31 protein-coding genes and 3 tRNA genes are annotated in these 25358 nt (G+C 69.0%); 13 read left to right on the forward strand and 21 right to left on the reverse strand.

Going from position 1 to position 25358, the window contains the following annotated elements:
* Positions 1–301: 301 nt before the first annotated feature.
* Positions 302–1333 (forward strand): serine hydrolase domain-containing protein, encoded by a 1032-nt coding sequence (locus tag Ate02nite_RS37220; RefSeq protein ID WP_203812615.1) that lies wholly within the window; start codon positions 302–304, stop codon positions 1331–1333.
* A 261-nt stretch (positions 1334–1594) separates the two neighbouring features.
* On the opposite strand, the gene Ate02nite_RS37225 is transcribed toward Ate02nite_RS37220, so the two are convergent.
* The gene (locus Ate02nite_RS37225) at positions 1595–2920 is read right to left on the reverse strand and encodes a cryptochrome/photolyase family protein (RefSeq protein ID WP_203812616.1); all 1326 of its coding nucleotides are present in this window, start codon (positions 2918–2920) and stop codon (positions 1595–1597) included.
* Positions 2920–3756, reverse strand: a complete 837-nt coding sequence (locus Ate02nite_RS37230) for a phytoene/squalene synthase family protein (protein WP_203812771.1) — start codon at positions 3754–3756, stop codon at positions 2920–2922. Before Ate02nite_RS37230 ends, Ate02nite_RS37225 begins: the two co-directional genes overlap by 1 nt.
* Before the next feature lie 97 nt (positions 3757–3853).
* Here Ate02nite_RS37230 and Ate02nite_RS37235 point away from each other — a divergent pair, with 97 nt between their 5' ends.
* The 7 genes from Ate02nite_RS37235 (at position 3854) to Ate02nite_RS37265 (ending at position 8509) form a co-directional block, all read left to right on the forward strand.
* Positions 3854–4960 carry a polyprenyl synthetase family protein gene (locus Ate02nite_RS37235; protein WP_239147986.1) on the forward strand — a complete coding sequence of 369 codons (1107 nt, stop codon included), beginning with the start codon at positions 3854–3856 and terminating at the stop codon, positions 4958–4960.
* An 8-nt stretch (positions 4961–4968) separates the two neighbouring features.
* Complete coding sequence (gene crtI / locus Ate02nite_RS37240; RefSeq protein WP_203812617.1) at positions 4969–6450, forward strand: phytoene desaturase family protein; 1482 nt, start codon at positions 4969–4971, stop codon at positions 6448–6450.
* Positions 6447–7052, forward strand: a complete 606-nt coding sequence (gene idi, locus Ate02nite_RS37245; RefSeq protein WP_203812618.1) for an isopentenyl-diphosphate Delta-isomerase — start codon at positions 6447–6449, stop codon at positions 7050–7052. The genes crtI and idi overlap by 4 nt, the downstream gene beginning before the upstream one ends.
* Positions 7042–8082, forward strand: a complete 1041-nt coding sequence (locus tag Ate02nite_RS37250) for a MerR family transcriptional regulator (RefSeq protein WP_203812619.1) — start codon at positions 7042–7044, stop codon at positions 8080–8082. The genes idi and Ate02nite_RS37250 overlap by 11 nt, the downstream gene beginning before the upstream one ends.
* A gap of 138 nt (positions 8083–8220) precedes the next feature.
* A tRNA-Glu gene (locus Ate02nite_RS37255) sits at positions 8221–8293 on the forward strand.
* A 50-nt stretch (positions 8294–8343) separates the two neighbouring features.
* A tRNA-Asp gene (locus Ate02nite_RS37260) sits at positions 8344–8417 on the forward strand.
* A gap of 15 nt (positions 8418–8432) precedes the next feature.
* Positions 8433–8509: transfer RNA gene (locus Ate02nite_RS37265), tRNA-Phe, on the forward strand.
* Between the two features lie 136 nt (positions 8510–8645).
* Here the strand turns inward: Ate02nite_RS37265 and Ate02nite_RS37270 are convergent.
* The 8 genes from Ate02nite_RS37270 to Ate02nite_RS37305 all read right to left on the reverse strand — a co-directional run bounded on the left by Ate02nite_RS37270 (position 8646) and on the right by Ate02nite_RS37305 (position 14283).
* Positions 8646–9245: a RipA family octameric membrane protein gene (locus tag Ate02nite_RS37270; protein WP_203812620.1), complete on the reverse strand. Its 600-nt coding sequence runs from the start codon at positions 9243–9245 to the stop codon at positions 8646–8648.
* Positions 9242–9775: an NUDIX hydrolase gene (locus Ate02nite_RS37275; protein ID WP_203812621.1), complete on the reverse strand. Its 534-nt coding sequence runs from the start codon at positions 9773–9775 to the stop codon at positions 9242–9244. The genes Ate02nite_RS37270 and Ate02nite_RS37275 overlap by 4 nt, the downstream gene beginning before the upstream one ends.
* Before the next feature lie 247 nt (positions 9776–10022).
* The gene (locus Ate02nite_RS37280; protein ID WP_203812622.1) at positions 10023–10904 is read right to left on the reverse strand and encodes an alpha/beta hydrolase family protein; all 882 of its coding nucleotides are present in this window, start codon (positions 10902–10904) and stop codon (positions 10023–10025) included.
* 91 nt (positions 10905–10995) lie between these two features.
* The gene (locus tag Ate02nite_RS37285) at positions 10996–11619 is read right to left on the reverse strand and encodes a QsdR family transcriptional regulator (RefSeq protein WP_203812623.1); all 624 of its coding nucleotides are present in this window, start codon (positions 11617–11619) and stop codon (positions 10996–10998) included.
* Positions 11620–11714: 95 nt separating this feature from the next.
* Entirely contained in the window at positions 11715–12065 is a 351-nt protein-coding gene (locus tag Ate02nite_RS37290; RefSeq protein ID WP_203812624.1) for a hypothetical protein, read from the reverse strand.
* Positions 12066–12188: 123 nt separating this feature from the next.
* A complete protein-coding gene (locus Ate02nite_RS37295; protein ID WP_203812625.1) occupies positions 12189–12668 on the reverse strand; it encodes a hypothetical protein in 480 nt (159 codons plus the stop codon).
* 115 nt (positions 12669–12783) lie between these two features.
* Positions 12784–13626: an alpha/beta hydrolase gene (locus tag Ate02nite_RS37300; protein ID WP_203812626.1), complete on the reverse strand. Its 843-nt coding sequence runs from the start codon at positions 13624–13626 to the stop codon at positions 12784–12786.
* 9 nt (positions 13627–13635) lie between these two features.
* Entirely contained in the window at positions 13636–14283 is a 648-nt protein-coding gene (locus Ate02nite_RS37305; protein ID WP_203812627.1) for an HAD family hydrolase, read from the reverse strand.
* 24 nt (positions 14284–14307) lie between these two features.
* Between Ate02nite_RS37305 and Ate02nite_RS37310 the strand changes: the two genes are divergently transcribed.
* Positions 14308–14616, forward strand: coding sequence for a hypothetical protein (locus Ate02nite_RS37310; RefSeq protein ID WP_203812628.1), 309 nt, complete (start codon positions 14308–14310; stop codon positions 14614–14616).
* On the opposite strand, the gene Ate02nite_RS37315 is transcribed toward Ate02nite_RS37310, so the two are convergent.
* Both Ate02nite_RS37315 and Ate02nite_RS37320 read right to left on the reverse strand, forming a co-directional pair.
* The gene (locus Ate02nite_RS37315) at positions 14613–15002 is read right to left on the reverse strand and encodes a hypothetical protein (RefSeq protein WP_203812629.1); all 390 of its coding nucleotides are present in this window, start codon (positions 15000–15002) and stop codon (positions 14613–14615) included. The genes Ate02nite_RS37310 and Ate02nite_RS37315 overlap by 4 nt on opposite strands.
* Before the next feature lie 62 nt (positions 15003–15064).
* A complete protein-coding gene (locus Ate02nite_RS37320; RefSeq protein WP_203812630.1) occupies positions 15065–15481 on the reverse strand; it encodes a PaaI family thioesterase in 417 nt (138 codons plus the stop codon).
* Positions 15482–15603: 122 nt separating this feature from the next.
* Here Ate02nite_RS37320 and Ate02nite_RS37325 point away from each other — a divergent pair, with 122 nt between their 5' ends.
* Positions 15604–15852: a hypothetical protein gene (locus Ate02nite_RS37325; RefSeq protein ID WP_203812631.1), complete on the forward strand. Its 249-nt coding sequence runs from the start codon at positions 15604–15606 to the stop codon at positions 15850–15852.
* Here the strand turns inward: Ate02nite_RS37325 and Ate02nite_RS37330 are convergent.
* Genes Ate02nite_RS37330 through Ate02nite_RS37345 form a run of 4 tightly spaced genes read right to left on the reverse strand, consistent with a single transcriptional unit; the run spans position 15849 to position 19025 of the window.
* Entirely contained in the window at positions 15849–17108 is a 1260-nt protein-coding gene (locus Ate02nite_RS37330) for a PrsW family intramembrane metalloprotease (RefSeq protein WP_239147987.1), read from the reverse strand. The two genes, Ate02nite_RS37325 and Ate02nite_RS37330, sit on opposite strands and share 4 nt — an antisense overlap.
* Positions 17105–17671, reverse strand: a complete 567-nt coding sequence (locus Ate02nite_RS37335; RefSeq protein WP_203812632.1) for a hypothetical protein — start codon at positions 17669–17671, stop codon at positions 17105–17107. The genes Ate02nite_RS37330 and Ate02nite_RS37335 overlap by 4 nt, the downstream gene beginning before the upstream one ends.
* 35 nt (positions 17672–17706) lie before the next feature.
* Positions 17707–18249, reverse strand: a complete 543-nt coding sequence (locus Ate02nite_RS37340) for an RNA 2'-phosphotransferase (RefSeq protein WP_203812633.1) — start codon at positions 18247–18249, stop codon at positions 17707–17709.
* A complete protein-coding gene (locus Ate02nite_RS37345; RefSeq protein ID WP_203812634.1) occupies positions 18246–19025 on the reverse strand; it encodes a class I SAM-dependent methyltransferase in 780 nt (259 codons plus the stop codon). Before Ate02nite_RS37345 ends, Ate02nite_RS37340 begins: the two co-directional genes overlap by 4 nt.
* 18 nt (positions 19026–19043) lie before the next feature.
* Here Ate02nite_RS37345 and Ate02nite_RS37350 point away from each other — a divergent pair, with 18 nt between their 5' ends.
* Positions 19044–19415: a PPOX class F420-dependent oxidoreductase gene (locus Ate02nite_RS37350; protein ID WP_203812635.1), complete on the forward strand. Its 372-nt coding sequence runs from the start codon at positions 19044–19046 to the stop codon at positions 19413–19415.
* Positions 19416–19514: 99 nt separating this feature from the next.
* On the opposite strand, the gene Ate02nite_RS37355 is transcribed toward Ate02nite_RS37350, so the two are convergent.
* Positions 19515–19724 (reverse strand): BldC family transcriptional regulator, encoded by a 210-nt coding sequence (locus Ate02nite_RS37355; protein WP_014687221.1) that lies wholly within the window; start codon positions 19722–19724, stop codon positions 19515–19517.
* A 292-nt stretch (positions 19725–20016) separates the two neighbouring features.
* On the reverse strand, positions 20017–20856 hold the full coding sequence (locus Ate02nite_RS37360; protein WP_203812636.1) for a DUF8083 family protein: 840 nt from the start codon (positions 20854–20856) through the stop codon (positions 20017–20019).
* A 152-nt stretch (positions 20857–21008) separates the two neighbouring features.
* Here Ate02nite_RS37360 and Ate02nite_RS37365 point away from each other — a divergent pair, with 152 nt between their 5' ends.
* Both Ate02nite_RS37365 and Ate02nite_RS37370 read left to right on the forward strand, forming a co-directional pair.
* Positions 21009–22088, forward strand: a complete 1080-nt coding sequence (locus Ate02nite_RS37365) for a Leu/Phe/Val dehydrogenase (RefSeq protein WP_203812637.1) — start codon at positions 21009–21011, stop codon at positions 22086–22088.
* Positions 22089–22274: 186 nt separating this feature from the next.
* Entirely contained in the window at positions 22275–22490 is a 216-nt protein-coding gene (locus tag Ate02nite_RS37370) for a DUF3073 domain-containing protein (RefSeq protein WP_020516925.1), read from the forward strand.
* 261 nt (positions 22491–22751) lie between these two features.
* Here Ate02nite_RS37370 and amcA read toward each other — a convergent pair whose 3' ends face one another.
* From amcA to purM, 3 genes are all read right to left on the reverse strand, one after another.
* Positions 22752–22979 carry a multiple cyclophane-containing RiPP AmcA gene (amcA, locus tag Ate02nite_RS37375; RefSeq protein WP_203812638.1) on the reverse strand — a complete coding sequence of 76 codons (228 nt, stop codon included), beginning with the start codon at positions 22977–22979 and terminating at the stop codon, positions 22752–22754.
* Complete coding sequence (gene amcB / locus Ate02nite_RS37380; RefSeq protein ID WP_203812774.1) at positions 22948–24051, reverse strand: cyclophane-forming radical SAM peptide maturase AmcB; 1104 nt, start codon at positions 24049–24051, stop codon at positions 22948–22950. The genes amcA and amcB overlap by 32 nt, the downstream gene beginning before the upstream one ends.
* Before the next feature lie 134 nt (positions 24052–24185).
* The gene (purM, locus tag Ate02nite_RS37385) at positions 24186–25340 is read right to left on the reverse strand and encodes a phosphoribosylformylglycinamidine cyclo-ligase (RefSeq protein WP_203812639.1); all 1155 of its coding nucleotides are present in this window, start codon (positions 25338–25340) and stop codon (positions 24186–24188) included.
* Positions 25341–25358: the final 18 nt, after the last annotated feature.

The raw sequence follows: 25358 nt of genomic DNA on the forward strand, positions 1-25358 counted from the left end.
CACTCGTTCAACCTTACTAGGTCTTCCAGTCCGTGTCAACCGGTATCTCCCGGTTGGTGACCTTCTGCCCTACTACCTCCCCCGAGCCAGGCGCGCAGCACTGCTGCGATCCAAAGTTCGAAGGATTTGGCAGGACGGCCTCTGCGGATCTCTCCGCTTTGTTTCGTCCGCGTCCCTGCCGGCTCGGAAAACATTACAGGCTGGTTCCCCGGGCTCCAAATCGGCCCCCAGCATCCCGCAAAAGGCCTGGTCAGCGCCGGTATATCGACAAAGGACAACGCGCACGGCCTACGGTGCGTAGATGATCGAGAGAGGCTTCGAGGCGGTCGGCGAGGCGTTCGCCGCCGACCCACGTGGTGGTTCCGCCCTGACAATCCTGCACCGCGGCCGTCCCGTGGTGGATCTGCACGAGGGTTGGCGCGACACCGCGCGCACGATCCCGTGGGATGAAAGAACCCTGGTCAACGTCTACTCGGTGGGCAAGCCGGTGATCGCCGCCGCGGTGCTGCAGCTGGTCGGAGAAGGACGGATCACGCTGGCCGAGCCGATGGCCACCTACTGGCCGTCGTTCCGAACCAACGCTTCAGTGCGGGACGCGTTGGCCCACCTGGCGGCCCTACCCGCGTTCCCCGTTCCCCGTCGACAGGAGGACTGGGCCGACTGGGACCTGCTCTGCAACGACCTGGCCGAGGCCACCCCGGAGTGGGAGCCGGGAACAGTGGCCGCCGAACACGCCCTCACCTACGGCCACCTGCTGGGCGAACTGGTCCGCCGGGTCGACGGCCGCCCGCCGGCCCGTTATGTGGCCGAGGAGATCGCCGGCCCACTCGACCTGGACCTGAGTTTCCAGATCACCGACCAGCAACGGTGCGCCGAGCTCGAGTTCGATTCCCCCGACTGGCCGGAGCGGATGCTCGGCGCCCCCGACTCGGTGCACGCCCGCGCGGTCTCCAACCCACCGGGTGCACGGGACCTGGCCGTGGTCAACTCCCCGCTGTGGCGTCAAGCCGCGGTCCCGGCCGTCAACATCCACGCCACCTCGATGGCGATCGCCCGCTTCTACGCCGCGGTCCTCGACGGCCGGCTCCCCGAGCTGGCCATCCCCCAGTACACGGGCACCGACCTGTTCCTGGAGTCCGAGGTCACCTGGGGTCTGGGCGTGCAGATCGAGGCGGACGGCACCTGGGGTCAGGGCGGACTGGGCGGCAACGCCGGCTGGGCCGACCCGGCCCGGGAACTGGCCATCGCGTACGTGACCCGGCGCCTCGGCGACTTCAGCGCGGTGGATCGTATCGAGCAGGCAATCCAGGAAAGCACCGTCGAGAAAATCTAATGCCGCCCGGCCAGTCGCCGATTCTCACCGTCGCGGAAGAGGGATCACCAAGGCGGAAAGTGAGGGGGCGACGGCGGACCTGGCTGGTGTCCGCTGTCCTCACCACCGCCGCTCCGGCGCCGTCCACGGCCACCAGCCGTGGACGGCGCCAGCGAGCTTTGATCCGAAACCGCAGCGCGGAGCCCGTCGACCCCACGTTTTGACGGACGCAACGAGGTCGACGGACCCCGCTGAGCCCGCCCAGGCGTTACCGGGCGGGGGTCACGGCCGCAGCCACACCGCTTCGTCCCGGTGTGACTCCAGGGGACCCGGGTAGTCGAGACCGTTGCGCACCGCTGCCGGAAGTCGCCACGGCTCGTGAACCGCCGAGCCCTCGATCGCCTTGAGTTCGGGTATGTAGCGCCGAACGTACACGCCTTCCGGGTCGAATCGATGAGCCTGCCGAATCGGGTTGAAGCGCCGGTAGGGCCGGCTGTCGTTGCCGGTGCCGGCCACCCACTGCCAATTGCCGGAATTGTTGGGGACATCCCCGTCGAGCAGCCAACGGAAGAACCACCGCACCCCGAGCCGCCAGTCGATCCCGAGGTGTTTGGTCAGGAACGCCGCGGTGATCAGGCGGGCCCGGTTGTGCATCCAGCCCTCGGCACGCAGCTGCCGCATCCCGGCATCCACCACCGGCACTCCGGTCAGCCCGTCCTGCCAATGTTTCAGCGCTTCCGGATCGGCCCGCCACTCGTCGTCGGCATTCGGCCGGTAAGCCTGGCCGGAAATCTGCGGGAAGGCCTGGGTGACCTGGTAGTAGAAATCCCGCCAGCAGAGCTGACGAACAAAGGGATCGCCGTTGCGCGCTCTCGCCGCGTCGGCGACGGCCAGCGGCGAGAGACAACCGAAGCGCAGGTACGGGCTGAGCCGGCTGGTCACGTCGCCGGGCATGTCGTCGTGCCCATCCCCGTACCCGTCAATGGCCTGCAGCCAGGCACTCAGCCGGCGCTTTCCCTCGGTTTCGCCGCCCTCGGCGGCGTCCGGTGATTCGCCCTTCGGCATGGCCGGGAGCCGGCCGGCCGGAATTCCGTCCGGCAGCGTGATCGTGCGTGGCACGGCCACTTCGTCTCGCCATTTCGCCGACTGCCAGACCCGGTAATAGGGGGTGAAGACCTTGTAGGCCGGCCCGCCGCCACCGGGTCGCAGCGCACCCGGATCGACCACTGTCACGCCCGGAAAGAAACGCAGCGCGATGCGCTGCCGATCGCATTCGGCTGTCAGGCGGGTTTCGCGCTTCTTGGCGTACGCGGAGACGTCCGCGGCTACGCCGAGCATTGTCGCTCCGACCTCACCGCAGAGCTTGATCGCCTCGGCCACCGGTTCGCCCTGGCGCACAACCAGGTCGCCGCCGCGTTCGCGCAGCGTGGCCCGCAGATCGGCGAGCGCCTGGTGCAGAAAGCGGCTTCGGTTGGCGGACAGATTCGACAGGGCCTGGTCGAGGACGAAAAGCGGAACGACCCGGTCGGCATTGGCGCAGGCCATCGCCAGGGCCGGGTTGTCGTGCACCCGCAGGTCCCGGGTGAACAGGACGACGGCGGTGCGCATCAGGCCGTCACCGGGGTGCCGGGCCGGGTGAGCAGGCTGCGCATCGCGACGGCGGCCCGGCGCGAGTTGGGCACCGTGGCGCGGCGGGCGAAGACGTCGTGATCGGCGGCCTCGACCTGGTTCAGGATGCCGCCGTAGAGCAGGAAGGCGGTGCGCATGCAGGCCTGGGACGCGGGTTCGAGCAACGGAATGCCGGGGGCGGCCAGGCGGTAGTGGCCACGGGCGCGCTCCACCTCGTACGCAATAAGGGGTTTGATCTTGGGGTTGCCCGGCCGGAGGTCGGATGGGGTCAGGCCGAAGCGATCGAGGTCCTCGCGGGGGAGGTAGACGCGGCCGCGCTCGAGGTCCTCGGCGACGTCCCGGATGAAGTTGGTGAGCTGGAACGCGAGGCCGAGTTGGCGGGCCGGCTCGCGGGCGGCGGCCGGATCGCTGGATCCGAGGATCGGCAGCATCATCGTGCCGATCACCGCGGCCGAACCGTCCATGTATCCGAGCAGGTCGTCGTAGGTGTCGTAGGACGTGATCGTGAGATCCATCGCCATGCAGCGCAGGAACGTGTCGAAGTCGTCGACATCCAGGTCGAACACCGCGATGGTGTGCAGCACGGCGGGCAGCAGCGGGTCGTCGACCCGCTCGCCGCGCAGGCCGGCCACGAACCGCGCCGACCACTCATTGAGCCGTTCGGCTCGCATTTCCGCAGGTAGATCCTCGGTTCGGTCGACGATCTCGTCGGCGTAGCGGGTGAAGCCGTAGAGGGCGTGCACGTGCCGGCGCTTCCACGCGGGCAGCAGCCGGGTCGCCAGGTAGTAGGTGCGGCCGTGCTGTTTGTGCAGCATGCGGCAGCGCTCGTAGGAACTGGCGAGATCCACTTCACGGCCTCCCAATCGACGCAGCAATCGACGCAACCTCAGAACCTAGGGTACGGTACGACTCGTGGCCAACGACACGCTCGAGGGAAACCTGCGCCGGGTGCCCCGCCAGGTCAACCGGCATTCGACGCTGCTCGATGCGGTCGAGGGCACCCTCGCTGACTTCCTGGCCGCCCAGATCGCCGCGCTCGACGCCGTCGACCCGGCCCTCGGCGGGATGGCCCGCACCACACGGGACCTGGTGCTGGCCGGCGGGAAGCGACTGCGCCCCACGTTCGCCTACTGGGGATGGCGTGGGGCGACCGGTCCGGGCGAGCCGATCGACCCGGTGCTGCCGGCGCTCGCCGCGCTCGAGCTCATGCACACGTTCGCCCTGGTGCACGACGACGTCATGGACGAGTCGGCCACCCGGCGCGGCCGGCCCACCGCGCACCGGCTGTTCGCCGGGCAGCACACCCGGGCCGGCCGGCTCGGCGACCCGGGCCGGTTCGGCACCACCGCCGCGATCCTGGTCGGCGACCTCTGCCTGGTCTGGGCGGACCAGTTGCTGGCCCGCACCCCGCTGTCCACCGCGACGCTGTTCGCGGTCCGCTCCCGCTACGACCGGATGCGGGTCGAGGCGGTCGCCGGGCAATACCTGGACGTGCTCGGCGAGAGCTCGCCGCAGGAGTGGTCGGCCGAGCGCGCACTCCTGGTGGCCCGGCTGAAGACGGCCAGCTACACCGTGCAACGTCCGCTGCAGTTCGGCCTGGCCCTGGCCGGCCCGGTCGACCCCGACCTGGACGACGCCTTCTGCCGGTACGGCCAGCTGGTCGGCGAAGCGTTCCAACTGCGCGACGACCTCCTCGGCGTCTACGGCGACCCGGCCGTCACCGGCAAACCAGCCGACGACGACCTGCGCGCCGGCAAGCCCACGACTCTGCTGTTGCTCGCCCGCCAGCTCGCCCCCGAGCTGGCCCTGAACCCCGCCGGAGCTGTCAACCCCGCCGACAGCTCCGGCGGGCTCACCCCCCGCTTGATCACCGAAACCGGAGCCCCCGCCATGGTCGAGGAAATGATCCAGGAACGGGTCGCCACCGCGGTGACCATCCTGGCCGACCTGCCCATCCACGGCGACGCCCGGACCGCGCTGACCGAGCTGGCGGTTCGCGCCACCCAGCGCCCGGCATGATGTCCGGCATGCGAAACGTGACGGGACCGACGTCCCGGGTGGTGATCGTCGGCGCGGGGCTGGGTGGACTCTCCTGTGCCCTGCACTTGGCCGCGGCCGGCCGGCAGGTCACCGTGGTCGAGCGGGAGTCTGTTCCGGGGGGACGGGCGGGCCGGCTCTCGGTTCAGGGCTACGAATTCGACACCGGGCCCACCGTGCTGACCATGCCGTCGCTGATCGAGGAGCCGCTCGCCGCCGTCGGAGAGAAGCTGTCCGATTGGCTGGAATTGTCGCCACTTGACCCGGCATATCGGGCTTATTACCCCGACGGTTCCACGCTGGATGTTCGCACCGATACCGTCGCTATGGCTGCCGAGATCTCCCGGGTGTGCGGCCCCCGCGAGGCGGATGGCTATATCCGATTCGTCGACTTCGCTAAGAAACTGTGGGAGCTGGAGCGCGACCACTTCATCGGCCGCAACCTCGACACCCCCCTTGACCTGGTCAACCTCAACCTGCTGAAACTCCTCGGGATGGGTGGGTTCCGCCGGCTCCACCCGAAGATCGCGTCGTTCTTCCGCGATCCCCGTACCCAGCGAATCTTCTCCTTCCAAGCGATGTACGCCGGGCTTGCCCCGCACGACGCCCTCGCCATCTACGCGGTCATCGCGTACCTCGACTCGGTCGCCGGCGTCTACTTCCCCAAGGGCGGCATGCACGCCGTGCCGAAGGCCCTGGCCGGCGCGGCCGAGAAACACGGGGTCACGTTCCGTTACGACACCACCGTCACCCGCGTCGAGGTCAGCAACGGCCGCGCCACCGGGGTGATCACCGCCGACGGCGAGCGCATTCCGGCCGACGTCGTCGTCCTCAACCCCGATCTTCCGATCGCTACCCGCGATCTTCTGCCGCCACGGCGGCAACGCAACCTGCGCTACTCACCCTCCTGCGTGGTGCTGCACATCGGTTCCAAGCAGGCGTACGGGCAAATTGCCCACCACAACATCCATTTCGGTACGCACTGGAAGCGCACGTTCGACGAGGTGATCCGCGACGGTCACCTGATGAGCGACCCGTCGTTGCTGGTCACCAACCCCACCCACACCGACCCGGCGGCCGCACCCGAGGGCCGGCAGACCTATTACGTGCTCGCGCCCACCCCCAACCTCGCCGACGGCCCGATGAACTGGCGCGGTGACCTCGCCGACCGGTATGCGGCGTCCCTGGTGCGCACCCTGGAGAAGCGCGGATACGTGGGATTCGGCGACGGCATCGAGGTGCAGCGAGTGATCACCCCCGCCGACTGGGCCGACCAGGGCATGGCGGCCGGCACGCCGTTCGCGGCCGCCCACACGTTCGGCCAGACCGGCCCGTTCCGCCCGTCCAACCTGCACCCGGTCTACCCGAACGTGGTGTTCACCGGTTCCGGCACCCAGCCCGGCGTGGGCGTACCCATGGTGTTGATCTCCGGAAAGCTGGCCGCCGGCCGGATCGTCGGGGGACACGCGTGACCGCCCGCGAAGCCCACGTCGTCGAACTGGTCTCCCTCGACGGAACAGCCATCGGATCGGACACCGTCTTCGCGGCCCACCAGGCGCCCGGGCGCTTGCACCGGGCGTTCTCGGTGTTCCTGCGCGACCCGTCGAACGGGCGGGTGCTGCTGCAGCAGCGGGCCGCGGTCAAGACCCGGTTCCCGCTGCGCTGGGCCAACACGTGCTGCGGCCACCCGCTGCCCGGCGAGGACGTGGCCGACGCCGCCCGCCGCCGGCTGGCCGAGGAACTGAACCTTCCGGCCATGCCTCTCGTCCCGGTGGGCGTCTACACCTACCGGGCCGAGGATCCGTCGAGCGGCCGGGTCGAGCACGAGTACGACCACGTACTGCTCGGCGAGCTGCCCGCCGGCCTCCGGCCCACCCCCGACCCCGACGAGGTCGCCGACCTGCGCTGGGTCTCGGTGAGCGACCTCCTCATCGAGCTCACCGCCGACCCAAGCTCGTTCGCCCCTTGGTTACTGGGCGTTACCACTCGTCTCGCCGAGCACACGGGGCGTGTTGTCCTGCCCCGCTCGGCCCCTTTCGCCGACGACGCACCGGAGCGGTCGGGTGGCCGATGAGGCGCTGAGCGCCGGTGCGGTCGCACGCCGGCTGGGCGTGGCAGTCACCACCCTGCGGACATGGCACCAGCGCTACGGGCTGGGCCCGAGCCGCCACGTGCCCGGCCAGCACCGTCGCTACACGGCACAGGACCTCAACCGCCTCGAGGTGATGCTCCGCCTGACGTCCCAGGGGGTGGCTCCCGCGGAGGCGGCGGCGTGGGCTCGGCGTACCCCCGTGCCCGCCGTCGTCTCGGCCCCGGTCCTGCCGCCGGACGTTCCCAGCCCGACTCCCATCCTCGGTTCCGGCGCTTCCGGCCGGGCTCCCATGCCCGGCGACGGCCCGGACATTTCCAGCCGGGCTCCCGGCCCGGACTTTTCCGGCCCAGCTCCCGTCCCCGGCCACGGGCCGGATGGTGGCGGGCTCGCGATTCCGCTCGGCCCGGTCGTGCCGGCCGCGCGCGGCCTGGCCCGCGCCGCGATGCGCCTGGACGCCGCCCTGATGCGCGACATCCTCGCCGCGGCCGTGGTGGAGACCGGGGTGGTCACCGCCTGGAACGAGGTGGCCCTGCCCGTCCTGACCGGCATCGGCGAGCGTTACGAGGCCACCCGCCGTTTCGTCGAGGTGGAACACCTGCTCTCCCGCTGCGTGACCGAGGTACTGAGCGCCGTCCCCCGCCCACCAACGGCCACCACACCCAGGATCCTGCTGGCCGCCGCCGACGAGGAACAGCACATCCTCCCGCTGGAGGCCCTGGCCGCCGCCCTGGCCGAGGAGGGCATCCCGACCCGCCTGCTGGGCGCCCGGGTGCCACCGCAGGCTCTGGAGGACGCGATCTCCCGAACCGGCCCCACCGCGGTGGTCCTCTGGTCCTCGATCCCCCACCCCAGCAACGCCACCCAGCTGGCCCGAGTAGCCACCCACCCCCACCCGCCACTGCTGCTGGCGGCCGCCGGCCCAGGCTGGCAACAGCCGGATATCCCCGAAGGCGTAGCCCGCCTGACCGCCCTGATTCCGGCCCTAAACCTGCTCCGAACCGTCGCGGCATGACGTTTCCCCAGGTCAAAGCGATCCGGGATACCGGTTTGGAGAGCGGGCGGTGGATCACGTATGCTTTCCAAGCCTCAAGCGGGGCCCGGTTGGGGTCTACGCCGCTAAGCATTGCGAACATGCAATACTGGCGGAGTTGCCCTCATCGTCTAGTGGCCCAGGACGCCGCCCTTTCAAGGCGGTAGCACGGGTTCGAATCCCGTTGGGGGTACTGGTAGGTTGGTAGCGCAAGCCACCAGCTAGCCGGCAAGTGAATAGCAAGGTCCTGTGGAGCAGTTGGAGTGCTCGCCGCCCTGTCAAGGCGGAGGTCGCGGGTTCAAGTCCCGTCAGGACCGCAAAGCAACATGTAGGGCCAGGTAGCTCAGTTGGTACGAGCGTCCGACTGAAAATCGGAAGGTCGGCGGTTCGACCCCGCCCCTGGCCACCAGGCAAACGTCGGCCCTGGACTTCGGTCCGGGGCCTTTTGCTATGAAACCTTAGGAAACACCACCACGCCAAAGTGCCGCAGCGCGTGGAGGCTCACGCGGGACACAAGGATGAGCCGGATCTTCCTCGCGGGCCGGCTATCTAGAAGATGGTGAGCGCCAGAAGGTCGCCTCTGATGTCGGTGTCGAGATTGGCGAGGGCGCCCCGGCCGAAGGTGTCACCGAGGCCGGCGCAGAGCCGGACGGACCCGGAATGACCGCAGGCGCGCTGTTCGCGGAGTCGACCGCCACGATGAATCCCATGACATCCAGCACAGCAGTGACAGCGAAGACCAGGTAGAGCATCGTGGTGATTCGACCGATCCGTTTCAGGCGACTGCCCATGGTCGGCGTCGTGTCGACGCGCAGCTCCCGCTCGATTCCGAGCCTCGCCTCGAATCGCTGCATCCGGCCTCGAGCGGCGCGATAGTAGCTGTGCTGAACCTTGGTCACGGCAGCGGATAAAACCGCCGCGACTGCACCGACTACAAAAACGCCCGAGGTGAGAATGGAACCCGTCGAACTCTCTACCTTGATCAAGCCTGCCCCGGCAGCGACCACCGCCACGTTGAACGCGAGCAAGTACTGGGAACGACTCCAGTTCAGCTGAACCTGGAAGCGGTACTCCTCGACAGAGCTCTTGTAGAGATCGAGCACCTCTTTTCGCGCATCACCCGAGATGTCCTCGGCGTCGCTCATCGCCCGGCTGGGCCGACGCCGGCGGAAGCCACGAAGCTGATCACGTGGATCAGCGTGGGGGTGAACGATTCCGGCTCACTCTTGATCAGCTTCAGTAGCCGTCCAAGGGGCAGCCATCTCAAGGAGCCCACGTGTTCGGGGTCCTGGATGCTGGGCTTCTCACGAGGAATACTCGCCAGGAAGACGCCGATGAACTTGGTCGAGTGCTCATCGGTCATGGGCGTGACTCCCACGAACGTAAGGGTGGCTCGCACGCCGAGCTCTTCTTGGAGTCGTCGATCAGCCGCCGCCTCGTACGTCTCCCCAGCATGAAGATAGCCGGCGACGGAGGACCCCCACATGCAAGCGTGGCGGTCGCGGCTCGCGCTGAGCCTCTGGAGAAGGACTTCGTCACGTTGGTCGGACGCGATGACATGCACGGTTCGGAAGTTGAGGCCTTGCGGCAGAACCTCACCACGCTGGGCAGTCCCGATGGGCTCGTTGCGCTCATCGACGATGTCAACAGCCGCCGTAGGTGCCGGTGCAGGCATGATTCCCTTCCTAGACTTCGCTCGCTTTCGCCTCGATGCCTCGCCGTCGTCTCAACCTAGCGTGGCCTGCGGTACCACGCGGCCGAGCGACACGCTGCTGTATTGCTTCATCGGTGCCAAGTCGTGAGCGTTGACCGTAAGCACGGACGACTGACGAGGCAAGGCGATCTACTTCATATCTCTGGCCTACCCGCCGCCTGCGCCCTCTACACGGCCGGCCCGGCTTGCGGGCCGGCCGTCGGGGCGGTCAGGAAATGTGTGGGCAGTTGGTGGTGAACTGCGACACTGCCGTGCCGACCGTTGGGCCTGGGCAGAGGAACTGGTCGTAGCGGGTGTCGTCGTCTACGAAGCGCTTCAGCCAGGCGATGCTGATTGAGGCGATCGTGGTGTTTGACGTGTTCGGGGCGAAGTGGCTTGCCCCGGCCAGCTCCAGGTAGGCCTTGTCCAAGCCTGACGGCAGGCTGGTGAAGAACGGCTTGGCGTGCTGGCTTACCGGGGCGACGGTGTCGGCCTGCGCGCCGATGATCAGCGTCGGGACCGCCAAGCCGGCGAAGCTCTTGTTCAGGTCCCACGGGGTCAGCGGGATCGCAGCCTGCAGCGACGGCCGGGACTTGGCCGCCTCCAGGGTGCCGCCACCGCCCATCGAGTGGCCCATCACCGCCAGCCGCGTGGTGTCGATCCGGGTCCGGACCGTGCTGCGGGTGGTCAGGTAGTCGAGTGCGGCCAGCAACTCGGTGCCGCGGGTGGCCGGCTGGTCCGACGTGGTCAGGGTGTCGATGTTGAACACCACGAAGCCCTGCGAGGCGATCCTTGGCGCCAGCCAGGCCATGCTGCTGCGCAGCGCGGTGTAGCCGGGTGCGATGGCCACCGCGCCGAACGTGCCGCTGCTGGTGCTGGTCGGGTAGTAGATGTCGCCGCCGCCGAAGCCGGTCACCGAGATCCGCGAGACGGTGGTCTGCGAGGTGGCGAACGGGCCGCTGGTCGCCTGGATGCTCGCGGTGGTCGGCGCCGGGCCGCGCTGGAACGACGTGGTGGCGGCGTTCGCGCTCGGCACCAGGGTGATGCCGGCCGCGGTCAGCGCGACGGCGGCGAGTACGCCGGCCATATTTCGCGCACGGAAGACCTTCATTTCCTTGCCCCCTCGGTAAGAATCGAGATTCCGATACTCACCCAGGGAATTGACAGTCACAACGCATCGCAATGATCCTGAGATTGCGGTCTCAGGCACCATTCGAGCCATTGACTTCGTCGATCAGGAGGCTTCGGAGTGCCGGTTCGGCGACTGCGAAGCTGACCGCGATCGGCCCGATCAGGTCACCGAAAAGAACCAATTCCACGATCCGGACGTAGACCGCCGACCTGGCCAGAAGCTCCTCCTCGGACAGGTCGGACAGCACCCCGGCGGCTCGGAAGATGTCCCGCTGCGCGTACACCGAACGCCGGTACACGCCATGCACCGGGGAGATGAACAGGCGGGTGGCGGTCTCCGGTTCGGTCGTGAAGAATTGCCGCAGCGGGCTGGGTCCGGCCAGCCATTCCGCGAAGGTTCGGGTCAGCCCGATGACGCTTTCCACGTCACGCGGCGGATTTTCCGCAGCGGCATCGGTGAACAATTTCCGGTCGATCGCCCAGAACGCCTCGGCGAGGAGTTCGTCACGGCTGCCGGCCACTCGGTAGAGAGTGGCCCGGCTGACGTTCAGCTCGGCGGCGAGCACGTCCATGTCCAGGCCGCCGGAGCGCAGGAAGTGCATGGCCGCGGCCCGCAGCACCTCCTTGGGGGCGACCACGCGGCGCGGCCCTTCGGCAGCGGACTTGAGTTCGGCCGGGGGTAGGCCCTCCGACATGACGCCTCCATGCAGTGATCAACAGATCACTCCAACGTAGGTCGCCGTTTTGCAGCGCTGCACAACCGATTGGCCAGGACAAACAACCCGGTCGCTTACAACATGCTCTGCGGGTCTTTCGGCTTCTGGCCCAGCGCGGTGCCCTGCACCGAGCGCCAGCCGTGCGGGCTGTAGGTGATGATGTGCTTTACCGGCTCGTCCGGTCTTCCGCTGTTCGGGTCGACCCCCAGCGAATAGACCGCCAGCTCGCCGGCCTGGCCTATCTCGTAGCGGGCCCGGAACTGGCGGGACATGTCGCTGGCGCCGCCGCCCAGGTGGTGGTGGACCACGGAGTCGGGGAGCTCGACGATCAGGTCGACCACGTAGCTCCCGGAGTCCTTCGCCAGCTCCCCGTGGGCGAACTGCTTCACGGTGTACGGGCTCACCTGCGGGCGTACCGGATCCATGCCTTCATGTTATTTGCGCTGGTCGCTGGTCACCGGTCTTCGGCAAGTTCGCGTTCCAGCCGCTGCCACAGCGGCCCGATTGATCGCCCGCCCCGAAAGGGTGCACCAGATCGCGAATGGCGCTCAGCGCCCAGGGCTGGCGGGTGGAACTACCTCGCGCCAGCGCTTCTTGGGGTCACTGGCGGTGGGCGCGCAGGTCATCAGGCTGCCGTCGTGGGTGTGGCCGAGGGCGCCCGCCGGAGCGCATGCCGTGCCGAGGACCGCGCCTTCGACGTAGGTCTGACCGGGGCCGGCCGAAACGGGGAAGACCGGCTTGCGGGGCATGTCGGATTCCCAGCGGGCGGCCTGGGCCAAATCGGCGGCGTTTGGCGTGCCGGTGCGGGTCGGCACGCGGACCGGCGGTCCGACCGGGGGCGGGACAGTGTCGTCGTCCAGCGACGGCATCGGGGGTGGCTCGGGGTTTCCCGAGGCTGCGGCCGGCCAGGGCTCGCCGCGGTCGGACTGGCCGCTCAGCGTCGCTATGCCGGCAACGGCCACGCCCAGCACGGCCACGAAGGCCAACACGACCGGTAACTGGGAGCGGCGGGACTGCTGTTCGGTCACCGCTATACCTTCTCGGCACTACCGTGCGTCGTCGATGGGCCGTTTAGTCCATAACGGAGCCCGATTCAGGCAACTCTCAGGACGAGGTGGGCCTGGCCGGGCACGCCGGGCCATCTCACTGTATTCCGGCTATCCAGGTGCCGAGCCGGGTGAGGAAGACCGACTGGTCGTCGTCCAGGCTCGCGATGGTGAAGGCGTGCGGCAGACCCTCGTACACGTCGACCTGGGTTTTGATTCCGGCGGCCGTGGCCGCCTCGGCGAAGCGCAGCGTGTCGTCCAGCAAAGCCTCGGCCGAACCGACGGCCAGCAGCAGCGGTGGTAGCCCGGTCAGATCGCCGAAGATCGGCGATTGCGGTGCCCGATCCGCCGGCGCGCCCTGCAGGTATTGGCCGATCAGGAAACTGAGCATGCGCCGGTCGACCCCGGCGTCGGTGACGGCGTTGGTGTCGATCGACGGGCTCTGCAGCGACAGGTCAGTCACCGGGGAAACCGCGATCAACCCGGCCGGCCGGGAGGACGCACTGAGGCCGAGCATCGCGCCGAGCGCCAGGCTGCCGCCGGAGGACTCGCTGTAGACGATCACCCGCGAGGGCGGTACGTGCTGGCGCAAAGAAGAAAAGGAGGCGATCACCGCCTCGAGGGCGGCCGGAAACGGTGACTCCGGTGCCAGCGGATAGTGCACCACCAGCACGGGCCGGCCGGTCACCTGGGACAACCGGGCGGCGAACAGGTTCATCAGGTCCGGCATGCGATGGGCGAACCCGCCGCCGTGCACATAGACCAGCACCCCACGGTCGAGCGACGCACCCGGCGCGGTCACCCAGTGCTCCCCCACCGGCAGCGGCGGGGTCAACGAGACGCCGGCCGGCAGCGTGAGGTCCCGGCCGCCGAGGCCGGTGACGGCCGCAAAGACCGCTTCGCGCTCCTGCGGGGTGGTGGGGATGTCGGTGAGGTCCATGCCGGACATCTACCCGCCGAACTTCGGTGCGGGCAACCGGATTACCGCCTCGAGGAGGTCGGCGCAGCTCTCCGCGACCACGGTCGGGCGATACCCGAGGTGGGCGGGCCACTCGCGGCCTAAGGCCACCCATCCCGTACGCAAACCGACCGTAACGCCCCCACCCACATCGTTCTCCTCGTGGTCGCCCAGCATCCAGCCGGCCGCGGCGAGTGGCCGCCCGGCCGCGGCGGCGGCCGCCTCGAAGATCCGCCGGTCCGGTTTGCGGTAACCGGCGCCCTCGGAGATGGTCCAGCCCGCCACCAGCCGGTCGAGGCCGGTCCGCCGCAGCTTCGCCTCCTGCTGCGCGACCGTCCCGTTGGTGACCACCACGGGGACATACCCGGCGTCCCGCGCGGCGACCAGGGCGGTGGCCACCGCCGGATCGAGCCGGAGGTTGTCCACCATCCCGGCCCGCAGGTCGTTAAGGATCTCTTGCTCGTCCACGCCGAAACGGGCGGCGATCCTGGCTGCTACCGCCTCGCGCGGCACGTATCCGTTACCGTCCGCATCCACCAGCCAGGCCACCTGTGACCGGCCGAATCGGGACTCGGCCCAGCTCTTGAAGGCCGCCGTTCGGTCAACGAGAGTGTTGTCCAGATCGATGAGCAACAACATCGATCGATGATAGGAGACACGAACGTGCTGACATTCACGAATTCAGCGGAACAGGCGGCGTGGACGCTGGCGGAAGCGCTCACCGACAAGGGCTTCGCCGCCATGAAACAGGCCGAGGAAGCCGCCGAGGCGTTCCAGTCCGGGAAGATGGCGATGCGCCGGCAGTTCAAGGCCCGCGGCCTGTCCCTGATCGACGCCGACATTCGCTGGTCGGGCACCACTCAGGCGAAAAAGGCGCTGTCCGACAACGAGTGGTACATGGCGCAGGCCGCGATGTACAACGAGGCGGCCGCCGTGCAGTACGCGAAGGCGCTCTATCTCAAGAAGAGCTAAGCCGCTCGGTGCCGCAGCGTGGCGACCGTCGAGCCGGCCAGCGCCAGCAGGCAGTCCGGGAGCTGGCCGTCCGCGATGGCCGCGCCGAACAGGGCCTCGCCGGTCGGGACGTCGCCGTTCACGTAGGCGCTGACGAACCGGGCCACCCAGCGCTTGTCGTACCGCGCGTCGTCGATGCCGGGGAAATCGAGTGTCCAGGCGCCGCCCGACGGCACCTGGCCGACCATCGTGGCGGCGAGACACCAGGCCACGTCCCACGCCCCAACGACGCCCGAGCGGTCGACGACCGCGTCGAACGTGCCGACCACCGCGTCGCTGTCACCGCTGAGCGCACTCTGCAGGACGAGCGCCGCGTCGTCGAACGCGTGCTGTGGTACCTCCGTCACGTGAAGAAAGGTACGTGGATCGGTCAAGGAGCGCTCGCCGTCGGCTCAACTGGCACGGGAATTCACGCTCCGCGCAGAAGACAGGTGATCCGCGCCGTGCAGACCCGCTCCCCGGAGTCGTCGGTGATGACCACCTCGTAGGTGGCCATCGTGCGGCCCCGGTGCACCGGCGTGGCCACCCCGGTGACGATCCCGGAACGGGCGCCCCGGTGGTGGGTGGCGTTGATGTCGACGCCGACCGCGAACGGCCGGTCGACGGTCTGGCCGTGCAGCACCGCACCCACCGAGCCGAGCGTCTCGGCCAGCACGCAGGAGGCGCCACCGTGCAGCAGGCCGTACGGCTGGGTGTTGCCCTCGACCGGCATGGTGCCGACGATCCGCTCCGCCGAGGCCTCGGTGATCTCGATGCCCATCCGCTTGCCGAGCTCACCACCACCTCCGCTGAAGAGGTCCCTGATGCTCTCGGCAGCGATATCCATGAGCGGGAACGTTACCTCCGCTTGCGCGCCTTTCCTGCGACTTCGGTCACATCGCCCGGGTAGCCGCGGTGGCTGGGTACCCCTACTGTCTCCATGACCGACCAGCCCCTTGAGGAGATCACATGACCGAGCCGCAGGAGACCGTCGAGACGCGTGGCGACGAGCGCGTCGACCTGATCGCCAACGACACGACCGGCGACGGCAAGCCCGACGTGTGGGTGTCCGACACCGACGGGGACGGCAAGCCCGACCTGTTCCAGTTCGACACCGACGGCGACGGCAAGGTCGACATCACCATGGTCGACCTCGACCAGGACGGTAACCCGGAGACCATCGTCGACGGCGACGGCGGCCTCCCGCCGTCGGTCTAGGCGCCACCCAACGCGGACAGCGCTACCCAGAGGACGGCGATCGCCACCACCGTGGTGATGATCGTGGAGGCCGTGTGCCGCCATGATCGAGGACCGGCGATCGCCTCCGGATGGCCCAGGCCGCGCAGCACCTTGCGCTGGATCCGGATCTGCTCGCAAGTCTCGAGCGTCTCCCCAGACGAAGAGCGGCTCAACTCGACGGCCAACCGCGCCTGGGCGCGCTGGAGACGGCGTACGGCATGGCGGCCCGCATGCCCGGCGCTCTCCCCGGCCAACCGCCGGGCGGAAGCCCGCGCCGAACCGGAACCCAGCACCTTCATCTCGCTTTCCGTGATCAGCTCGGAATCGCGCAGCGTGGCCAGGTGTCCCACGTAGTAATCGGCCTCCCGGTCGTGCGCGTGCCGCACCAGCCACAGAATCAGCAGCAGCGGTGGCAGGCCCTTGAGCACCAGCACCGCGAGCAGCGCCAGCGCACCGTTGCCCAGACCGTCGATGAGCAGCGGCGAATTCCACAGCGCGTGCGAGGCCCAGGCCCCCAGCAGAGCCAGCAGGGCCACCCCGATCCGGCGCGCGAGCCCGCGGTCGCGACGCACCACCAGGTAGCCGATGCCGGCCCCGGCCAGCGCACCGAACAGGGTGTGACTCCACACCCCGGACACAAAGCCGCGCAGCAGGAAGGTCGCGATCACCGGCTGTATCTGGTCGCCCTGCCCAGCCAGCGCCACCGCTCCGACCGCGAACACGATGTCCTCGGCAATCTGAAAGCCGAGGCCCACCATCGCGCCGTAGACGACCCCGTCCAGCACGCTGTTGATCTGCGGCCGGGCAATCAGCACGATCACCACCACGCCGAGCGTCTTGGCGATCTCCTCCACCGCGGGACCGGCCAGTGCGGCGCCCCAGCCGGCCGCGAGTTCCGGCGAGCCGAGCTTGGCGATCAGGTTGTCGCCGGCCGTGCTGGCCGGGATGGAAACGCTGGTGGCGACCAACCCGCCCCAGGCGAACGCGAGGACGAGCAGCTCGATCGGTTCCCGCTCGAGAAAATCCAATTCCGAGACAACCAACCAGAAGGGTACGGCGAGGAGCGCGAACAGCAATACCGCCGTGACCGTGGCAACCGGGTAGACCGTGGCGAACCGGCCGGCAATCTGGGTCATCCGCACCCCGCCGGCCACCAGCAGTGCCGCCACCACCCAGAAAGCCGGCACCCGGGCGAGCGCCGCCGCCCGGCCGGGCCGCACCTCGGCCGAGATCACCGGCCGCTCCCGTCCACCCGGAGGGTGCGTGTGCTGGCCTCGATCTGCGGCAGCGTGCGCCCGAGATCGAGGTCGTTGCCGCTGATGGTGACCTCGATGGTCAGGCCGTCGCCGACGAAGACCGCGTACCGCCCGCCCCGGCCGGGTGCGGTGTAACCGCCCTGCAGCCCGTCCAGCCCGTCGACCGTGCCGACCGCCAGCTGCGAGCCGGTGACCTGGTAACCCGGGGTGCCGGTGATCCGCTGGCGCAGCCGGGACGCGGCGGTCTCGAGGTCACCGTCGAACGGCCGGACCGCGATCCGGTACTGGACCGCACCCAGCCGGAACAGGGCCGAGCCCATCGTGTCGCCGGGGCGGGTGCCGGTGACGTCCAGGGTCGCCCCGGACGGCGGCACCACGGTTACTCCGGCGCCGACGTCGACGGGAACACCGGCCCGCAGCGAACGCTCGGCCGAGAACGCCCGGTCGACGGCCGGCAGCCCGAAAGCCAGTCCGGCCAGGGTCGCGACGACCCCGAATGTACCGACGAGATTCTTCAGCTCACGCCCCGTGATCCTCGCCATGCCACCACGCTAATCGGGCGAGAGCGTTCAGCCACTTAGGAGGTTGATTTGTCCGTTACATACCCCGGCGGCACGGCCGCGGTCAACCACACGCCGTTCTCGCTCCGGTGAAAGACATGGCCGGCCGCGGCCATCGCGGCCGCGTCCACCGCAAAAACGGCTACGTCGGCCGAGCGCCGACGACCGACGGTCACCGCGGTGGCCACATCCAACGAGAGGTGTACGTGGTGCCGGTCGCGTGATCGCAGCCCGTCCCGCCGGATCGCGACGGCGTTGGCCGCCGGCGTGCCGTGGAACAGCACCGCGGGCGGCTCGGCCGGCGGCAGGTCGAGATCGACGTCGACCCGCCGGGAATGCCCCTGGCTGGCCCGGATCCAGTCGGTGCCGTCGGCCCGGCGAGCGACCGCGAACCGGGACTTGTCGTTGTCCGCGACGATCACGTCGAGCTCGGCCCGGGTCAGGCCCAGCGCCGCCAGCAGCTCGGTGACCGGCACCCAGCCGTTCGGGTCGAGGGTGAGCCCGGCGGATTCCGGCCGATGCCGCAGAACCATCGAGATACGGCGGGAGTCGGCGCTCATCCCATCAGTTCCATGACCGCGAGGTAATAGGGCCGGTCCCGGTCGTCGATCGACGTCAGCCGCCAGCGACTGCCCGCCAGCAGGGCCGCCAACTCGGCAGGCGAGCAGTTCAGGTAGTCGAACCACTCGGTGGCCAGCAATCGGTACCGCAGCCGCAGCCGCAACTGACCGCCGATCCGGCCGCCCTCCCGGTTACGCCGGTGATAGGCGACGTGCACCGGGTCGGTGGTGCCGTAGGGATCGGTGCCCTGCGCCACGATCCGGGCGCCCGGGTTGGCCAGCCGGGCGAGTGCGTCCAGCAGCACCGGGGCCCGCTCGGGTCCCTCGAACAGGCCGAGGTTGTTGCCCAGCAGCAGGAAGGTGTCGTATCGGGTGGCCGCCCCCGCGGCGTACGCGTCGACGCCGGTGACCACCGTGTCGCGCAGGCCGCGTCGCCGGGCGATCTCGATCGCCCCTGGCGAGGTGTCCAAACCGGTCACCGCGATGCCGCGCCGCTGAAGCTCGATCGCCACCCGGCCGGCGCCGGTGCCGATGTCGAGCACCTGGCCCCGGCAGAGCTTGACCGCGCGATGATCGTGCGGCTGCCAGTCCTCGGGTCCGCCCAGGTAGTGATCGGCGGGCGCGCCGTTGATCAGGCCGTCGTCCCGCTCGATCACCTCGATGACCGGTCGAGGCACCCGGCCACCGGCCAGCGGCCGCGGGCCCACTCCGGTGCGGACGGCGTACGCGTCTCGGATCATTTCCCCGAAGACGTCGCCTATCGGCGGCTGCTCCATGGTCACTACTCTTGGCGTATGCCGACGCTGCAGCAACTCGGTTCCGAGAAGTACGTCTTGCTGACCACGTTCCGCCGCGACGGCCGGGCGGTGGCGACCCCGATCTGGGTCATGCCGGACGGCGACGGGGTGGCTTTCTGGACCGTCCGCGACAGCGGAAAGGTCAAGCGCATCCGCAACAGCGGCCGGGTCACGCTCACCGCCTGCGACATGCGCGGCAACCCGCGCGGCGAGGCGATCGAGGCGACCGCCCGGCTGGGCGAGCCCACCGATCGGCCGCGGGTCGGCAAGGCCTTGATGAAGAAGTACGGCCTGATGGGCCGCCTTACCTATCTCGGCAGCCGACTGCGACGCGGCGCCGACGGGACAGTCATCATCCTCGCCGACTGAACAGACTTACTGCCCGGCCTTACTGACGAAGAAGGGGCGATCGCCTTCCCCAGCGCTCGCCCCTTGCATCGATTTCGTCCTTGCTCGACCGAGGTCCGTTCAGTCGCCTTGACGCTGCGTGGGAATCTGCCCCTGCAGCAGGGCACGAACCTCCGACTCCCGGTAACGGCGGTGGCCGCCCAGCGTGCGGATTGCACTGAGCTTGCCGGCCTTCGCCCACCGGGTGACGGTCTTCGGGTCGACGCGGAACATCGACGCCACCTCGGCCGGGGTTAGTAGCGGCTCAGGATCGTGCGTACGCGATGCCATCGGTCACTCCTCCACAGGTACCTATAGACATCGGCCGGGGTCCCGCCGGCCGGTGCGTCTCTCATGGTCCGGCTAGTCCCCGATGTCCGACATGGGCCGAACGGACGAAGGTCCCCAGATAGACGGATGAAGCATGCCCGATTTTTACGTTTTTTCTACGCCAGATAGTGCCTCGTTTAGTCCGATTATCACGCTTCGCCGGGCCCTGATTACGAAGAGTGTTCACTTCGGGAGCGCTCCCGAACGGCTTCCGGGGGCAGTGAATCATGCCCATCTGTCCCGTTTTCGCAGGTCAGTTGCAGCGTTCGAGAAGCTGCACCGCGCGCCACCGCTCGACCAGCTTCTCGTACGCCTCCGAGGCCGCGTCGGCGTCCCCGCGCGACAGTGCCGAGAGGCCGGCCGCCACCAGACCGGGTGAGTCATCTTCGGAGAGCACGTCATCCGGGAGGAGGTTGACGAGGCCGCCGTAGTCGAGTTCGACGATCGACCGCGGGTGGAATTCCTCCAGCCAGCGGGTGCCCTCCTCGACCGCCTCGGTGATCGGGGCATCGCCCAGCGACTTGCGCAGCACCGAGACACCCCGGTGCGCCCGGCGGCGGGCCTTCGAGATCTCGGTGCGGTAGCGCAGCGTGCGCCGGCCCGGCTCGAGCGAGATCTCCCGCTCCTCCAGGTCGACGAAGACGAACCAGCGCAGCGGCACACCCCAGGTGGCGATCTGCTCGTGCACCCGCGGGACGCCGTGCTCCAGCACCTTGGCGCCACTGCGCCAGTCCTCCACGATCGCCCGGGCCTGGCCGGCCAGCACCGGCGGCACGAACGCGTCAGCCAGCACGCTGGGCACGCCGTCGCGGGCGTTCAGCGCCGCCTCGGCGACCCGCAGGCGGAGGTTCCAGGGGCAGACCAGCAACGTTTCGGCCCACTCCAGCACGTACGCCTCGTCGGGCAGGTCGGGCAGGCGGGTCCAGCCGGCACCGAGCGCCTCGAGCACGGCGGTGCGCTGCTTGACCGGGCCGTCGACCGGGCCCAGGGCGCGACCCTCCTTGGCGTACCGCCGCCAAAAAACCTGGCGGTCACGGTCGAAGGCGGTCAGTGGCTCGTAAACCCGTAGGTACGACGCGAACAGTGACGGCACGGCGCGAGTCTTTCACGAATTCGGCCCCATGGAACTTCCCGCGCAGACGTAATCCCGACGCTATCCCCCCTACTAGGCTCGCTATGTCCGGCTTACCCCGCCGGCACCCCTCGGCCCCACAAAGGCCACGACCGCAGATCAGGAGAACAACGATGGGCGTGTTCGACACCGAAGGCACCGACGCCAGCGGGCACGAACAGGTCGTTTTCTGCCAGGACCGGCAGACCGGCCTGAAGGCGATCATCGGCATCTATTCCACTGCGCTGGGCCCGGCACTCGGCGGGACCCGCTTCTATCCGTACGAGAGCGAGGCCGCCGCTCTCGCCGACGTGCTCAAGCTGTCCCGTGGGATGGCCTACAAGAACGCGCTGGCCGGTCTCGACCTGGGCGGCGGCAAGGCGGTGATCTGGGGTGACCCGGCGCGGGCCAAGTCCGAGGGCCTGCTGCGCGCCTACGGCCGGTTCGTCGAGTCGCTGCACGGCCGCTACTACACCGCCTGCGACGTCGGCACCTACGTGCCGGACATGGACCTCATCGCCCGGGAGACCCGTTACGTCACCGGCCGCAGCCTCCAGCACGGCGGCGCCGGCGACTCGTCCATCCTGACCGCCTGGGGCGTCTTCCAGGGCATGCGCGCCGCCGTCGAGCACACCTGGGGCACTCCGTCGCTGGCCGGCCGCACGGTCGGGGTGGCGGGCCTGGGCAAGGTCGGCAAATATCTGGCCGGCCACCTGATCGAGGACGGCGCCACGGTCATCGCCACCGATGTGAACGAGGCGGCCCTGGCCTGGGCCCGGGCGACCCACCCACACATCCGGCTGGTCGCCGACACCCAGGAGCTGATCACCTCCGACATCGACGTGTACGCGCCCTGCGCCCTCGGTGGCGCCCTGGACGACGAAACCGTCAAGGTGCTGCGGGCCAAGGTCGTCGCCGGCGGTGCCAACAACCAGCTGGCCCACCCCGGCATCGAGAAGACTCTCGCCGAGCGCGGCATCCTCTACACGCCCGACTACGTGGTCAACGCCGGCGGTGTGATCCAGGTCGCCGACGAGATCGAGGGCTTCAACTTCGAACGCGCCAAGCTGCGCGCCACCGGGATCTTCGACACCACCCGCCGGATCCTCCGGCTCGCCGACGAGGAGGGCGTCGCTCCGGCGGTCGCCGCGGACCGTCTCGCCGAGCAGCGAATGGCCGAGGTTGGCCGACTTCGCACGATCTATCTGGGCTGATCGGGAGAGCGGTTCAGGACCTGCCGCGCGTTTCCGGAGAGATTTCCGCGACGCGCGGCAGTGTCACACGCAACCCGAGGTGCCGAAGGCGGCATCGTCCATGTACCGTAAGACCCACGAGAGATGCCTGACGTCATCGGGGCCCGCCTTCGGGCTGCCCCGAATTCTGTGCGAGGGGGTCGAGCCATGGGGCGCGGCCGTGCTAAGGCCAAGCAGACGAAGGTGGCCCGGGAGCTGAAGTACCACTCCCCGAACACCGACCTCACCGCCTTGCAGCGCGAACTGGCGGGTGCCAGTGGTAAGTCCGACCGTCACTTCGACGACGACAACGATGAGTTCGTCGACGACGACGAGGACGACGCAGACGACGACCAGGACTCCTGGTCGCCGACAAGGCGCTGACCCGTATTGCACAGAGCACGCGGCTGACCGCGTGCTTCCGTGTGTCGCGGTCACATTTCCCACGGTTCAACAAACAACGAAGCCCACGCGGGCCTCTGCTCGCGTGGGCTTCGAACCGGGTTAGTAGCTAGCTGCCCGCGATCGCCCCGCTGATGATGAGCCAGTCGGTTTTTCGTCGCCGCGGGGTTTGCGGTGCCGGAAAACCGCCTGGGTCATCATCAGCCCCGAAGGGGCGATCGCCCGCTGAGCGAAGCGAAGCCATCAGCGCGGCCGGTTGTTCCAGTTGTAGAACGTGGGGATGTTCTCGAAGTGGTTCCAGGCGCAGACTGCCGAACCACCCTCCTCCGACGTGCCTTCGGCGCGCCGTGCGCGGGCCGCTTCCGCCTCCTCGATGAGCGCGGCCAGCCCGGCCCGGGTGTCCTGCACCCGCGCCGTCACCGGATCATCTCCCGTACTCTCAGACAGCCGTGGGCTGGTGATCTCGGGCATGGTCCAGCACTCCCTCCAGTAGGCGAATCTTGCTGTTACGGCAGTGATCGGTCTCGGTCACATCGAACCGACCACGCTCGAAGTAGCGGTTCGCCGCATGGGCGCCGCCACAGAAGCCGAAGTACGGGCAGGCGGTCCGGCAGTTCTCCACCCCGCGCAGGAACTCGGCGATCCACGGCGTCTCCGCCGCCCGGGCCAGGATCTCCCCCAGCGGAGTATTGAGCACGTTCCCACTGGTGAAGTCGCCATACCGAAGATCGTGGAAGCCGGCCAACTCGGGCGAGAGCAGAACCACCGAGCCGTCGTGCGCGACCGTCGGGATCGGGTCGAGCCGGCGCGGCAGCACGTCGTCGGCGGTGCCGTCGAGCACCGCGGCCGCGTAGCGCAGCGACCACTCCACCTCGCGCAGGTGAATCCGCGGGTCCCGGCGCCAGGCCCCGACCAGCTCGGCCCAGAACGCGGTCACGTCGGCCGGGTCGTGCCGGTTGGCCCGGGTGTTGACGCCCTCCCGCTCCTCGATGTTGATTCCGAGCACCTCGCAGCCGAGGGACGAGAAGTACTCGTACAGCTCGGCGGCCACGCCCGGGCGCGGGTCGCCGACCACGCAGAGTGCCGAGAACGGGATGCCGTGCCGGTGGAGCGCATCGACCCCGCGCATGATCCGGTCGTAGGCGGGCTTGCCGCCCCGGGTGACCCGCTCGCCGTTGCGCGGCTCCGGCCCGTCCACGCTCACGCTGACCCGCATCTCGTGCTCGGTGAAGAAACGGCACCAGGCATCGTCGATCAGGGTGGCGTTGGTCTGCACGTGGTGCTCCACGGCGGCGCCGAACGGCGCCAGCAGTGCGGCCAGGTGATCACGGCCGGCCGCCAGCGGCTCACCGCCGTGCCAGACCACCGAGAAGCGCCCGGCGCGCGCGAAGCCGTCCACCGACGCGGCGACGGCCTCGGCCACCTCCACCGGCATCCGCTTGTCGGCGGCCCGGAACGGAAGGTAACAGTAGGAACAGTCGAGGTTGCAGAGCGTCGTGGGCTGCATGACGACATAGGTAGGAATTGCCGAGATGCCCCGCATCCCGCTCCACACCGTTGTCATGTTGTGCACCCCCGTCCACCGTCGGAGTCAGGCTAGGCCGACCGGTCCACCTCCCGGAAGCAAAAGATCCGCATGCGCCCAATACATCGACGCATGCGGATCTAAATGTAAGCTCAGCCGCGGGTGTACTGGCCCATCATCTGCACCTCGCCGGTGCCGTCGATGACCTCGCCGACCTGCCACGCCTCGACCCCGCGACCGGTCAGGTAAGCCATCGCCCGGTCGGCGTCGTCGGAAGAGACGACCGCGAACATGCCCACGCCCATGTTGAACGTGGCCTCCATCTCGTGGTCCTCGATCCGGCCCTTGGCCTGGATGAGGTCGAAGATGGGCTGCGGCCGCCAGGTCGAGCGGTCGACCACGGCGTCCAGGTGCTCGGGCAGAACCCGGACCAGGTTGCCGGGGATGCCGCCCCCGGTCACGTGCGAGAACGCGCGGACCTCGGTCTCCTCGATCAGGCCCAGGCAGTCCTTGGCGTAGATCTTGGTGGGGGTGAGCAGTTCCTCGCCGAGGGTACGCTGCGAGCCGAAGTCGTCGACCACCGAGTCGAGCCGCATCCGGCCGGCGCCCAGCAGCACGTGCCGCACCAGCGAGTAGCCGTTGGAGTGCAGGCCGGACGAGCGCATCGCGATCACCGCGTCGCCCACCTCGACCCGCTCGCGGCCCAGGATCTCGCTCTCCTCGACCACACCGACGCCGGTGGCCGAGACGTCGTACTCATCCGGGCGCAGCACGCCCGGGTGCTCGGCGGTCTCGCCGCCGAGCAGGGCGCAACCGGCGTACCGGCAGCCGTCCGCGATGCCGGCGCCGATCTCGGCGACCTTGTCCGGCACGACCTCGCCGCAGGCGATGTAGTCGAGCAGGAACAGCGGCTCGGCACCGCACGCCACCAGGTCGTCGACGACCATGGCGACCAGGTCGATGCCGATCGTGTCGTGGATGTCGAGCTGCTGCGCGATCACCAGCTTGGTGCCGACGCCATCGGTCGACGAGGCCAGGATCGGGCTCTTGTATTTCGCCGTGTTGAGCTTGAACAAGCCGGAGAAGCCGCCCAAGTCACCCATCACCTCGGGACGGGTGGTCTTGCGCACCTTGCTCTTCAAAAGCTCCACTGCGCGGTCGCCGGCCTCGATCGAGACACCGGCCTCCGCGTAGGTGACCGAACGCTTGCGAGCACCGCCCCGGCCGGAACCGGCCGTCCACGGCCGGCGGTCGCCACCCTCGGCGCCGTTGGATCCGGCACTGTTGCGCTCGGACACGTGCGTCACGGTTCTCCCCTTATTCGT

Origin of the sequence: Paractinoplanes tereljensis, assembly GCF_016862435.1 — a bacterium.
In the GTDB taxonomy this organism is placed as follows: Bacteria; Actinomycetota; Actinomycetes; order Mycobacteriales; family Micromonosporaceae; genus Actinoplanes; species Actinoplanes tereljensis.

What these genes read in the sequence shown, in the direction of transcription:
- Ate02nite_RS37220 (WP_203812615.1), top strand. Translation starts at nt 302, where the DNA reads ATGATCGAGAGAGGCTTCGAGGCGGTCGGCGAGGCGTTCGCCGCCGAC.
- Ate02nite_RS37225 (WP_203812616.1), bottom strand. Translation starts at nt 2,920, where the DNA reads ATGCGCACCGCCGTCGTCCTGTTCACCCGGGACCTGCGGGTGCACGAC.
- Ate02nite_RS37230 (WP_203812771.1), bottom strand. Translation starts at nt 3,756, where the DNA reads ATGCTGCACAAACAGCACGGCCGCACCTACTACCTGGCGACCCGGCTG.
- crtI (WP_203812617.1), top strand. Translation starts at nt 4,969, where the DNA reads ATGCGAAACGTGACGGGACCGACGTCCCGGGTGGTGATCGTCGGCGCG.
- Ate02nite_RS37270 (WP_203812620.1), bottom strand. Translation starts at nt 9,245, where the DNA reads ATGAGCGACGCCGAGGACATCTCGGGTGATGCGCGAAAAGAGGTGCTC.
- Ate02nite_RS37275 (WP_203812621.1), bottom strand. Translation starts at nt 9,775, where the DNA reads ATGCCTGCACCGGCACCTACGGCGGCTGTTGACATCGTCGATGAGCGC.
- Ate02nite_RS37280 (WP_203812622.1), bottom strand. Translation starts at nt 10,904, where the DNA reads ATGAAGGTCTTCCGTGCGCGAAATATGGCCGGCGTACTCGCCGCCGTC.
- Ate02nite_RS37285 (WP_203812623.1), bottom strand. Translation starts at nt 11,619, where the DNA reads ATGTCGGAGGGCCTACCCCCGGCCGAACTCAAGTCCGCTGCCGAAGGG.
- Ate02nite_RS37290 (WP_203812624.1), bottom strand. Translation starts at nt 12,065, where the DNA reads ATGGATCCGGTACGCCCGCAGGTGAGCCCGTACACCGTGAAGCAGTTC.
- Ate02nite_RS37300 (WP_203812626.1), bottom strand. Translation starts at nt 13,626, where the DNA reads ATGGACCTCACCGACATCCCCACCACCCCGCAGGAGCGCGAAGCGGTC.
- Ate02nite_RS37305 (WP_203812627.1), bottom strand. Translation starts at nt 14,283, where the DNA reads ATGTTGTTGCTCATCGATCTGGACAACACTCTCGTTGACCGAACGGCG.
- Ate02nite_RS37320 (WP_203812630.1), bottom strand. Translation starts at nt 15,481, where the DNA reads ATGGATATCGCTGCCGAGAGCATCAGGGACCTCTTCAGCGGAGGTGGT.
- Ate02nite_RS37325 (WP_203812631.1), top strand. Translation starts at nt 15,604, where the DNA reads ATGACCGAGCCGCAGGAGACCGTCGAGACGCGTGGCGACGAGCGCGTC.
- Ate02nite_RS37335 (WP_203812632.1), bottom strand. Translation starts at nt 17,671, where the DNA reads ATGGCGAGGATCACGGGGCGTGAGCTGAAGAATCTCGTCGGTACATTC.
- Ate02nite_RS37340 (WP_203812633.1), bottom strand. Translation starts at nt 18,249, where the DNA reads ATGAGCGCCGACTCCCGCCGTATCTCGATGGTTCTGCGGCATCGGCCG.
- Ate02nite_RS37345 (WP_203812634.1), bottom strand. Translation starts at nt 19,025, where the DNA reads ATGGAGCAGCCGCCGATAGGCGACGTCTTCGGGGAAATGATCCGAGAC.
- Ate02nite_RS37350 (WP_203812635.1), top strand. Translation starts at nt 19,044, where the DNA reads ATGCCGACGCTGCAGCAACTCGGTTCCGAGAAGTACGTCTTGCTGACC.
- Ate02nite_RS37355 (WP_014687221.1), bottom strand. Translation starts at nt 19,724, where the DNA reads ATGGCATCGCGTACGCACGATCCTGAGCCGCTACTAACCCCGGCCGAG.
- Ate02nite_RS37365 (WP_203812637.1), top strand. Translation starts at nt 21,009, where the DNA reads ATGGGCGTGTTCGACACCGAAGGCACCGACGCCAGCGGGCACGAACAG.
- Ate02nite_RS37370 (WP_020516925.1), top strand. Translation starts at nt 22,275, where the DNA reads ATGGGGCGCGGCCGTGCTAAGGCCAAGCAGACGAAGGTGGCCCGGGAG.
- amcA (WP_203812638.1), bottom strand. Translation starts at nt 22,979, where the DNA reads ATGCCCGAGATCACCAGCCCACGGCTGTCTGAGAGTACGGGAGATGAT.
- amcB (WP_203812774.1), bottom strand. Translation starts at nt 24,051, where the DNA reads ATGCGGGGCATCTCGGCAATTCCTACCTATGTCGTCATGCAGCCCACG.